This window comes from Kitasatospora sp. NPDC088264, from assembly GCF_040685715.1.
Taxonomy (GTDB): Bacteria; Actinomycetota; Actinomycetes; order Streptomycetales; family Streptomycetaceae; genus Kitasatospora.
Genome location: NZ_JBFBIR010000002.1, coordinates 115,048 through 125,087, shown reverse-complemented (window position 1 = coordinate 125,087; position 10,040 = coordinate 115,048). Strand labels below are relative to the sequence as shown.

Here is a 10,040-nt window from a genome sequence, read left to right as displayed (position 1 = left end):
CGTCGACTTCTGCGGTGCCGAGTTCGGGGGCGTCGGTTCCCGTGCGGCCCAGCCCCGCGGCCTCGGTGTCGACCGTGCCGACCGTGCCGAGCCCGTCGGTATCGGCGGCGGCGTCGACTTCTGCGGTGCCGAGTTCGGGGGCGTCGGTTCCCGTGCGGCCCAGCCCCGCGGCCTCGGTGTCGACCGTGCCGACCGTGCCGAGCCCGTCGGCGTCGGCTTCGGTGCCGATCGGGCCGAGTCCGAGCGTGGCGGTGCCGGTGCTGCCCTCGGCCGGTGCTTCCGCGCCGGTGGCCTCCTCCGTACCGTCCCGTCCCGCGATGTCGCCCACGCCCACGTCCACGTTCCCGTCCACGCCTTCGATCCCGGTCACCTCGTCGCCGAGCCCGGTTGTGGGGGCGGCGCCCGATGCGTCCGTGCTCGCGCCGGTGCCGGTGGGCGTGCTGCCGATTGCCGTTCCGGCAGCGGCCGGGCCGTCCGCTGCTTCAGTCACCCCGACCGTCCCGACCGCCCCCACCACCACCTCCGCCGGTTCCGTCCCTCCGACGCTCCGTACCGTTCCGTCCCTGGGCGCCAGTCCGTCCCGGGCGGCCGTCGGCGTCGTGGCGTCGTCACCGTCACCGTCACTGCCACCGCCCCTGTCATCGCCTCCGTCACTGTCACCGTCATCGACGCCGGTGGCGGCCGAACCGCTCGGGTCCGCCGGGGAGAGTGCCGGGCAGCTGCCGGCGCCGCCCAGTGCGTCGCCCGTGGGGGCGGCCGCGGAGGCCTCGCAGGCGGCGGCCGCGCGGTCCACCGCGAGCGGTTGGCGCGGTGGGGTCGCCGGTGGCCTGCTGGTGCTCGCCGCCATCGGGCTGATCACCCGCCGGGTGTTCGCCCGTGATGGCGGTGTCCGGCGGCGCTGACCTGCGCTGAACCATCCCGACCATCCATTCATGTGCCTGCGCGTCAGGTCGGCTTCGGACGATTCGTCAGCAAATGTCGACACACCTCACCTCAAATGTCGCATTTGATGACGTATGAACTTAGCCTGATCTTGGCACTGCCCGTCAGATCCGGGCCGCCCGTTGCGCGACACACCGACCCCGAGGATCCGTGCATGGACGTCACCCGCGATTCTTCGCAGCGACCCGACCACCTGCCCAAGGCGCTCCCACCGGCCTTGCCGGAACGTTCCGCCTCTGGCGCCAGCCCGCTGGCCACCGCCACAGCCACCGTCACGGCCGCCAAGACGGCCAAGCTGCTCGGCCCGGTCGACGGCGGCCCCGCGACCACTCCGTTGGTCGTCGTCCCCGGCCCGGCCTCCGGCGCCTCCGCCGACCTGCGCGATCCGCTGGAGGCGGCCGCCCCGGAGACCGCCGAGATCCCGGAAGCCATCCAGGTCGGCGCCCCCGCGGCCGCCACCTCCCGCCGCCCCCCGCGCGCCGACCAGGCGGTCCGCGAGCACGGCGCCACCGCCCTGCCCGGCTGGATCGCCCTGCTGGTGGTGCTGGTCGGCGTGGCCGGCGTGCTGCTGATGCTGCTGCGCGACGGCGTCATCCCGTACTGGGACGCGCTGCCCGACCTGCGCAGCGCCGCCGCGCAGGCGAGCGGCCAGGCCGAGGTGGACGCCAAGTCGGTCGCCGCGGTCAGCGCGGTCGGCCTGCTCGTGGTGTTCGCGCTTGCCGGGCTGCTGGCCAACGCGGGCGGCGAGACCCGGGTGCTGACCCGCTGGGGCCGCTACCGGGGCACCGTCCGCCGCACCGGCCTGGTCTGGGTCAACCCGCTGCTGCGCCGGCGCCGGGTGGACGTGCGACTGCGGCACTGGCGCAGCGAGCCGGTCAAGGCGGTCGACCGGACCGGCACGCCGATCGTCGTCCGGCTGCTGATCGTCTGGCGGGTCAAGGACACCGCGCGGGCGCTGCTGGCGATCGAGGACCACGAGAGCTACCTGCGCGAGCAGGTCCAGGCGGTACTCACCCGCACCGCGTCCATCCTGCCGTGCGACAGCAACGCGGCGCCCGGGCCCGCGCTGCGTGACGGGCAGTGGTTCGCCGACGAGCTGACCAGAGCACTGGTCGCTGAGGTCGCCCCGGCGGGCCTGGAGGTCTACTCGGCGCAGCCGCTGGCGCTGGACTACGCGCCCGAGGTCGCCGAGTCGATGCGCCGCCGCCGGCTGGCCGACCTGGACGCGGGCCTGCGGACGGTGCTGGTGGACGACGCGGTCGAGGCGGCGGCGCTCGCCGTCCGGCGGCTGGAGCGCGCCACCGCCCACGAACTGGACGAGGCCGCCCGCAGTGCGCTGATGGAGCAGTTGCTGGTCGCCTTCGTCGCCCCGGCCGGAGTGGCCGCCTCGGTACCGCCCCCGGCCGCACGGGCCGGGCGGAAGGAAGGACGACCCGCATGAGGATAGCCACCGGCGCGTACGCCGATCCCGGCCTCGACCTCGACGCCGATTTCGACGCCGCCCTCGACCGGGGCCTGATCGGCTTCGAGGAGAGCACCGGCAGCATCCCCGCGATCGCGGGGTGCGGCTGCCCGAACTGCGCGGCCCGGCCGCGCACCGCCCGCCCCGCGGCGGGGACCGGCGGCAGCCGAATACACCGCGCCGTGCGAAGTACCTGCCTGGCAACCACCGTGCTGGCGGGCGCCGGCGTGGTCGGCCTGACGGCCGGTGCCGGGTCCGCGCACGCCGCGGCCGGGAAGCAGGGCTGGGACGGGTCGAAGTACTGGTTCAAGAACGGCAGCGGCGAGTGGCGGTGGACCAGCCACTACGACGTCTACGCGGGCCGCACCGGCCAGTCCGGCGGCTCGGGCGGCTCGGGCGGTGCCAGTGGCAAGGCGGCCGCCGTGTCCAACGGTTCGGCCTCCTCCGCTTCCTCCTCCGGACTGCGCCAGGGCTGGGACGGGTCGAAGTACTGGTTCAAGAACGGCAGCGGCGAGTGGCGGTGGACCAGCCACTACGACGTCTACGCGAGCCGCACCGGCCAGTCCGGCGGCGGCGCTGATCCCGCTCCCGCCCGGCCCGCGGCCACGCCGTCGGCGGACCAGGCACCGGCCTCCGGCAGCATGGAGGCGGCCATCGACTACGCGCTCGCCCAGCTGGGCAAGCCGTACGTCTGGGGCGGCAACGGCCCGTCAGGCTACGACTGCTCGGGGCTCGTCCAGCAGGCCTACCGGCGCAGTGGGATCAGCCTGCCGCGGGTGGCCGACGACCAGTACGCGGCCACCACGCCGATCAGCGCGGGGCAGCTGCGCCGCGGCGACCTGGTGTTCTGGTCGGACAGCGGCCGGGCCTCCGGGATCCACCACGTGGGGATCTACCTGGGCGGTGGCAAGTTCGTCGAGGCGCCCCGGCCCGGCAAGACGGTTCGGGTCTCCACTCTCAACTCGGGCTACTACCCGACCCACTTCGGGCGGCCGTAGCGCCGGGGCGCACCGGGCCCCCGACGGCACGCCGCTGTCGGGGGCCCGAAGCGTGACCGTGGCCACCTGGTCGTCCCCGCGGATACATCGGGTGCGCAGTTCGGGCCCGATCTGCCAATGGGCCGGTGCGCCAAGCGCGTTGGCCGTCCTTTTCCGGGCCGATTCGCCGACCGCCCGGAAAATCGCCCGGATTTCGTCGACGGTGCCGGCGCGGGCCCTCAGATCGGCGGGGCCGACGGTCATCCTGCGGGTGTTACCGCCCGGGCCCGGATTGTCTGCGGAATCGAGGGCCGGGCGCGCGTACTTCTTCCGGTCCTCGTCGTCGTCGAAGAGCCCGTCCCGGGCGGGATTCCCGGGGATGCCGCCGCCGTGGTGGATTCGGCGTTGAAGTCCCGCTCCGCGTCAGGTCGTTCGTGGACCAAGTCTGATCACTGCGGACGGCGTTCCCAACCGGGCGGGGTTCGCCGGGAACGGGCGCAGGCTGCGAACGGGCCCGGGTGGGGGCGGGTTCGCAGCCTGCGGGTGGGGCGGGGTCAGGCGGAGGCGGCGTCGAGGAGGGCGGTCTGTTCGGGGGTGAGCCGGAGCGTGGTGGCTGCCAGCAGGGGCGGGAGCTGCTCGACGGTGCGGGCGCTGGCGATGGGGGCGGCGACCGTCGGCCGCCCGGCCAGCCAGGAGAGGGCGACCGTGGCGAGGGCGACGCCGTGCTCCCCGGCGACGGTGTCCAGGGCTGCCAGCACCTTCGGGCCGCGCGGGTCGTCCAGGTAGCGGGCGGCGCCCTCGGAGCGGGCGCTGTCGACGCCTGGGCCGCCGGGGCGGTACTTGCCGGTGAGGAACCCGGAGGCGAGCGCGTAGTACGGGACGGTGGCGAGGCCGTGCTCGGCGACCACGTCGGCCAGCGGGCCCTCGAAGGTGCCGCGCGAGACCAGGTTGTAGTGCGGCTGGACGGCGACGTACTTGGCCAGGCCCTCGCGGTCGGCGAAGGCCAGCGCCTCGGACAGCCGCTCGGCGCCGATGTTGGAGGCGCCGACCGCGGCGACCTTGCCCTCGCGGACCAGCTCGTCCAGTGCGGTGACGAACTCCTCGACCGGGGTGTCGTCGTCCCGATGGGTGTAGTACAGGTCGATCCGCTCGACGCCCAGGCGGCGCAGCGAACCCTCGGCCGCGGCCTTGATGTTGGCCGCGCCCAGACCGCCGGCCTCGGGATGCATGCCGACCTTGGTGGCGATCACGACGTCGTCGCGGTTGCCGCGGCTGCGCAGCCAGTTGCCGAGGACGGTCTCGGACTCGCCGCCGGTGTTGCCCGGGGCCCAGGCCGAGTAGACGTCGGCGGTGTCGACGAAGTTGCCGCCGGCCGCGGCGTAGGCGTCCAGGACGGCGAAGGACTGCTGCTCGTCGGCCGTCCAGCCGAAGACGTTGCCGCCGAGGGAGAGCGGGAAGACGGACAGGTCGGAGGCGCCGAGGCGGACCCGGCCCGGGGCGTCGCTGTGGTTTCCGGTCATGGTCGGATTCAACCGGATCGCACTGGGCGGCATTCCGCGTGTCGGGCGGACTTCACGAGGATGTCGTACCGCCGTTGCGCGACCGGGTGGTGGGGGTCGCGCAGGAGGGGTCCGGGGTGTCCGTGAGGTGGGCGGATTCGTTAGAGTCCGTGCCATGGCTGACAACGACTACGACCCCGCCGGCAGCACCCAGATGTTCCGGGCGTTCGTCGACGAGACCCCGGCGGCCCCGCAGGCGCCGGGCACCGTCTCCACCTACGGCCGCAGCAACAGCGGTGGTGGTGGCCGCACCGGCGTGATCGCGCTGGTCGCCGTCATCGTGCTGGCCGTGTTGGGCGGCGTCATCTGGCTGGCGGTCAAGTGATCCTCGCGCGGGTGACCCGGACGAGGGTCACCCGCGCGACGGAAACCGGTGCGCCGAGAACCGGTGCGCCGGTGCTCAGCAGGGCTTGCGCCAGGCGTCCAGGTCGAGCTTCTTCTGCATCGAACTGAAGCCGAGCGACTTGGCCTTGGCGCAGAACTGGTCCGTGCCGAGCTTGTACTCGACGTGGAAGACCGCCTTGCCCGCCTTGACGAACGGCGCGACCCGGTCGCACTCGTCGAACTGCGAGCACTCCTCGTTGACCGCGAAGTCGAAGTCCGGCAGCAGCGCCGGGATCTGGTCGAGGTCGTTCTTCAGACCGATGGCCAGGCCGCGTTCGTGGGCGAGCTGGGCCAGCATGCGGTTGTACTTGATCTGGTCGTCAGGAGTGAGCGGGAAACCGCTGTTCTGGTTGTAGGCCTCGATGGTGTCCGGCTCGATGGCGTCGAAGCCCTTGCTCTTGCACATGTCGAAGCGGGCCGCCATCAGCGGCTTGAGCTGGTCGAGCTTGCGGATGTCGAACCACTTCTCGCCCTTCCAGCCGGTGTCGGAGCCCTGCAAGGACTTGGCGAAGGCCGCGGAGTCGGGGCGGAAGTTCTCCCAGGAGCCGGCGTTGATGTAGCAGATCACCTTGCGGCCCTTGGCGTGCAGCGCGGCCACCACCGAGGCGTCGTTCTCGAAGCCGTCGATGTCGTAGACCGGGACGTCCACGGACTGGTCGACGGTGCCGCCGAGCTGCCACTGCCAGGCGAGGCCCGGGGTGGGCTGCCAGCGGGCGCCGGCGGGCTGCGGGGCGGTGGTGCCGCCGGGAGTTCCGCCTGGGGTCCCGGGGGTGCCCGGGGCGGTGGTGGCGCCCGGGGGCGTGGTGGCGGCGGGCGCGGTGGGCGAGCCGGGGGCGCTGGGCGTGCCGGGGGCCGGGGGTGTGGTGCCGGCGTCCGACGGGGTGCCCGGGGTTGCGCTGCCGTCCGGGGTGGTCGGGGCGGTGGCCGCGGGCGGGCTGCTCGGGGAGCCGTCGGCCGAGGAGCCGTCGTCGTCCGAGCCTGAGCTGCTGCACGAGGTCGCCAGCAGGGCGGCGGCGATGGTGATGGCGGCCGGCAGGAGCCGGGTACGGCGGTTCACGGTAGTCGAACTCCGGATCGGGTCAGGTCAGTTCAGCAGCGGTCAGGCCGTAGGGCAGGGTGCGCCAGGGGTTCTCCCCGGCGCCCGGTACGGCGCAGCCGACGCCGGCCCGGCGGGCGGCGATCAGCGCGGTGGCGTCCTCGGCGTGTTCGGCGGGGACGTCGTACACCAGGTGGCAGAAGCGGGAGGCCGCGTGGCGGCCGGTCCACAGCGGGAGCGTCATCGCGCGGTACGTGTCCCAGTCGCCCTCGAAGGTGACCAGCAGGTCGGCCAGGCCGACTTCGGCGTACCCCGGGTCGGGGTGCTCGCCGTGGCCGAAGACCACGGTGCCGCAGCCGGCCGCGCGCGCGGCCGTGGCCAGCCGCCGGTAGTGCGCGAGGGCGCCCGGGTGGGTGGCCACCTGGTCGAGGTAGACGCCGGTGATGTCGTGGCGTTGACGGTAGGTCAGGATGTCGGCGACCACCGCCGCGTGCGGTCGGCGGCCGTAGTCGGTGTCGGTGTAGCCGACCAACGGCACTCCGGCCGCGCGGAGTCGGTCGGCGGCCTCGGCGAAGACGTTGTCCGGGTTCTCGCCGGGCCCGTCGGCGAGGTTGAGCACGACGGCGGCGATCCGGCCCGGGTCGGCGGCGGCGACCGCCTGCCAGGCCGCCGGGTCCACCGCGGGGTGGACGTACAGCGGCACCAGCAGGCGGCCGTCGGGGATGATCCCGCCGGTCATGCGACGACCGGTGGGGAGGCGGGCTGGGCGGTGCTGAGCCACAGGTCGCGCAGGGTGTCGGCGAGGTCCGTCTCCGGGTGCCAGTCGAGCTCCCGGGCGGCGGCCGACACGTCGGCCTGCTGCCAGGAGACCGCGGCCGAGCGCTCGGAGCCCGCCCCGCTCTCGTCGATCCGGCCGGTGAAGCCGGCCGCGGCGGCCAGCCCGTCCGCGATCGCCCGGACCTGCCGGGCCTGCCCGGAGGCGAGGTTGAGCACTCGGGGGAGCGGACGGTCCGCGGCGGCGGCCAGGCCGACCGCGCGGGCGATGTCCCGGGCGTCGACGAAGTCGCGGTAGGCGGAGAGGTCGCCGACCGTGATCACGCCGTCGGCGCCCTCGGGCGCCACCCGGAGCAGCTCGGCGGCCAGCCGGCCGGGCAGCGAGCCCGCCGGTGCCCCCGGGCCGACCGGGTTGAACACCCGCAGGACCACGGCGTCCAGCGCCGAGCCGGCCACCGCGAGGGAGCCGGCCAGCTTGGTCGCGCCGTACACGCCGACCGGGCGGGCGTCGGAGTCCTCGGACAGCGAGCTGCCCGCCGGACAGACGCCGTACTCGCCGGCCGAACCGATGTGCACCAGCCGGGTCTTCGGGGCGCCGAGCTGCAGCGCCTCGCAGAGCACGGCCGGGCCGCGCGCGTTCACCTCGGCGAGCTTGACCGCGCTGCCGGCCACCGCGCCGGCGAAGTTGACCACCACGTCGGGTGCCAGCGCGGCGAGTTCCTCGCCGAGCGGGCCGGCCTGGGCGGTGGCCAGGTCCAGCCGGAGGTCGTGGGCGGGCCGCCGGCCCGCGGTCAGCACGGTGGCACCGGGCAGTGACCGCAGGACGGCGGTGGCGTGACGGCCGAGGAAGCCGTCGCCGCCGAGGAGCAGGATTCTCACGCGGCCCGTCCGTCACTCTGGGCGCCCGCGGTGGCGGGAGCCTCGGCCGTGTCGTCCGGGGCGGTGCGGGCGGCCGGGATCGGCAGCTCCGCCACGCCCTGGCCGGCGGCGTCCGACTCGAAGGGCATCAGCACCGGTCGGATGGACGAGAACTCGGCGTTCGCCCGGTCGTAGTCGTCCGGGCGGCCGATGTCCAGCCAGTAGCCGCCGAAGTCGTACGCGGCGGGCGGGGTCTTGGCGGCGAGCAGGTCCAGCACCAGCTCGTCGAAGCCCAGCGGCAGGCCGGGGGTGTACTTGGCGAGTGCCGAACGGGACACGCCGTACACGCCCATCGAGACGCGGTAGTCGATGCTCGGCTTCTCCTGGAAGCCGGTGATGCTGCCGGACTCGGCGGTCAGCACACCGAAGTCGATCTTCACCTGACGGGCGTAGGTGGCGATGGTGAGCGGCGCCCCGGACGCCTCGTGGTGCTTGAGCACCCCGGCGAAGTCCAGGTCGGTGAGGATGTCGCCGTTCATCACCAGGAAGTGCTCCGGCAGGCGGTCCTGCATGGTGAGCAGCGGGCCCATGGTGCCGAGCGGGCTGTCCTCGACGGCGTAGCCGACCCGCAGCCCCCACTGGGAGCCGTTGCCGACGTACGCGCGGATGATGTGGCCGAGGTGGCCGATGGCCAGGGTGACGGTCTTGAAGCCCGCGGCGGCGAGCTGGCGCATCACGATCTCCAGGATCGCGTGCTGGTCGCCGATCGGGACGAGCGGCTTGGGAAGCGCGGTGGTGTACGGGCGGAGGCGGACGCCCTTACCGCCGGCCAGGATCACTGCATGCATGGTGTTTCCCCCACGGAAAGGATGTGCAGGACACGAACCTTGGTTACCAGGACGGGCATTGATCGCTACGGCGGTCAGACGTTGTAGATGTCGGTCTTGTAGCGGGCCAGGTTGGCCGGGTCGCGGAAGAACTCGATGGTCTGTTCCAGGCCCTGCTCCAGGGTGAACTGGGGGGCCCAGCCGGTGGCCTCGCGCAGCCGGGTGGCGTCCGCGACCAGGCGCATGACCTCGGAGTTGGCCGGGCGGATGCGCTGCTCGTCCTCCTTCACCAGGAGGTCGACGCCCATCAGCTTGCCGACCAGGGAGACGAGGTCGCCGACCGAGATCTCGCCGCCGGTGCCGGCGTTGAAGGTCCTGCCGACCACGGTCTCGGCGGGAGCGGTGCCGACCGTGCGGAACGCGTGCGCGGTGTCCTTGACGAACGTGAAGTCGCGGGTCGGGCGCAGGTCGCCGAGGGTGATCTCGGTCTCGCCGGCGGCGACCTGGGCGATCACGGTCGGGATGACGGCGCGCATCGACTGACGCGGGCCGAAGGTGTTGAACGGGCGCAGGGTGACGACCGGGGTCTCGAAGCTGGCGTGGTAGCTGTCGGCCAGCCGGTCCCCGCCGGCCTTGGAGGCGGCGTACGGGGACTGGGTGTTGATCGGGTGGTCCTCGGTGATCGGCACGGTCTGCGCGGTGCCGTACGTCTCGCTGGTGGAGGTGTGCACCAGGCGCGGGATCTCCTGGTGGCGCACCGCCTCCAGCACGTTCAGGGTGCCGGTGACGTTGGTGTCGACGTACGAGTGCGGGGCCCGGTAGGAGTACGGGATCGCTATCAGGGCGGCCAGGTGGTAGACCGCCTCGGTGCCCTTGACCAGGCCGTTGACCGAGCCCGGGTCCCGGACGTCGCCGAGGACGATCTCGACCGAGTCCAGCACCTCCTTGGGCAGGGTCTCCAGCCAGCCGAAGGACGAGAAGGAGTTGTACTGGACCATGGCCCGGACCTGGTGCCCGTCGGCAACCAGGGACTCGACGAGGTGGGAGCCGATGAAGCCCTCGGCTCCGGTGACCGCGACGCTGCTCATGCGTGATTCGCTCTCTCGATTTTGGGAACGGCCGGACTCCCGGTGGCGACCGGCCGGTGGTGGTTCAGCTGTGCCGTGAAGCGTGTGCGGGTGAAGCGTGTTGCGGTGAAGCGCGTTGTGGAGCGTGTTCAGG

9 protein-coding genes and 2 pseudogenes are annotated in these 10,040 nt (G+C 73.4%); 4 read left to right on the top strand and 7 right to left on the bottom strand.

The annotated features are described in order from the left end of the window. Positions 1 to 490: pseudogene (locus tag AB0O82_RS02515) on the bottom strand (hypothetical protein); the annotation flags it as partial. A gap of 256 nt (positions 491 to 746) precedes the next feature. Between AB0O82_RS02515 and AB0O82_RS02510 the strand changes: the two are divergent. The 3 genes from AB0O82_RS02510 (at position 747) to AB0O82_RS02500 (ending at position 3,402) form a co-directional block, all read left to right on the top strand. Beyond that, positions 747 to 902 carry a hypothetical protein gene (locus AB0O82_RS02510; RefSeq protein ID WP_363579770.1) on the top strand — a complete coding sequence of 52 codons (156 nt, stop codon included), beginning with the start codon at positions 747 to 749 and terminating at the stop codon, positions 900 to 902. Positions 903 to 1,159: 257 nt separating this feature from the next. Beyond that, the gene (locus AB0O82_RS02505; protein ID WP_363579769.1) at positions 1,160 to 2,383 is read left to right on the top strand and encodes an SPFH domain-containing protein; all 1,224 of its coding nucleotides are present in this window, start codon (positions 1,160 to 1,162) and stop codon (positions 2,381 to 2,383) included. Next, the gene (locus AB0O82_RS02500) at positions 2,380 to 3,402 is read left to right on the top strand and encodes a C40 family peptidase (RefSeq protein WP_363579768.1); all 1,023 of its coding nucleotides are present in this window, start codon (positions 2,380 to 2,382) and stop codon (positions 3,400 to 3,402) included. Before AB0O82_RS02505 ends, AB0O82_RS02500 begins: the two co-directional genes overlap by 4 nt. Before the next feature lie 533 nt (positions 3,403 to 3,935). Here the strand turns inward: AB0O82_RS02500 and AB0O82_RS02495 are convergent. After that, positions 3,936 to 4,901 (bottom strand): aldo/keto reductase, encoded by a 966-nt coding sequence (locus tag AB0O82_RS02495; RefSeq protein ID WP_363579767.1) that lies wholly within the window; start codon positions 4,899 to 4,901, stop codon positions 3,936 to 3,938. A gap of 154 nt (positions 4,902 to 5,055) precedes the next feature. Here AB0O82_RS02495 and AB0O82_RS02490 point away from each other — a divergent pair, with 154 nt between their 5' ends. Continuing rightward, on the top strand, positions 5,056 to 5,265 hold the full coding sequence (locus AB0O82_RS02490; protein WP_350876437.1) for a hypothetical protein: 210 nt from the start codon (positions 5,056 to 5,058) through the stop codon (positions 5,263 to 5,265). Between the two features lie 75 nt (positions 5,266 to 5,340). Here AB0O82_RS02490 and AB0O82_RS02485 read toward each other — a convergent pair whose 3' ends face one another. The 5 genes and pseudogenes from AB0O82_RS02485 to AB0O82_RS02465 all read right to left on the bottom strand — a co-directional run bounded on the left by AB0O82_RS02485 (position 5,341) and on the right by AB0O82_RS02465 (position 9,907). Next, positions 5,341 to 6,381 (bottom strand): endo alpha-1,4 polygalactosaminidase, encoded by a 1,041-nt coding sequence (locus tag AB0O82_RS02485; RefSeq protein ID WP_363579766.1) that lies wholly within the window; start codon positions 6,379 to 6,381, stop codon positions 5,341 to 5,343. 22 nt (positions 6,382 to 6,403) lie between these two features. Then, entirely contained in the window at positions 6,404 to 7,099 is a 696-nt protein-coding gene (locus tag AB0O82_RS02480; RefSeq protein WP_363579765.1) for a spherulation-specific family 4 protein, read from the bottom strand. Beyond that, positions 7,096 to 8,013, bottom strand: a complete 918-nt coding sequence (locus AB0O82_RS02475; RefSeq protein ID WP_363579764.1) for an NAD(P)-dependent oxidoreductase — start codon at positions 8,011 to 8,013, stop codon at positions 7,096 to 7,098. The genes AB0O82_RS02480 and AB0O82_RS02475 overlap by 4 nt, the downstream gene beginning before the upstream one ends. A 125-nt stretch (positions 8,014 to 8,138) precedes the next feature. Beyond that, positions 8,139 to 8,840 (bottom strand): annotated as a pseudogene (locus AB0O82_RS02470) (sugar phosphate nucleotidyltransferase); the annotation flags it as partial. Between the two features lie 74 nt (positions 8,841 to 8,914). Further along, positions 8,915 to 9,907 carry an SDR family NAD(P)-dependent oxidoreductase gene (locus tag AB0O82_RS02465; RefSeq protein WP_363579763.1) on the bottom strand — a complete coding sequence of 331 codons (993 nt, stop codon included), beginning with the start codon at positions 9,905 to 9,907 and terminating at the stop codon, positions 8,915 to 8,917. Positions 9,908 to 10,040: the final 133 nt, after the last annotated feature.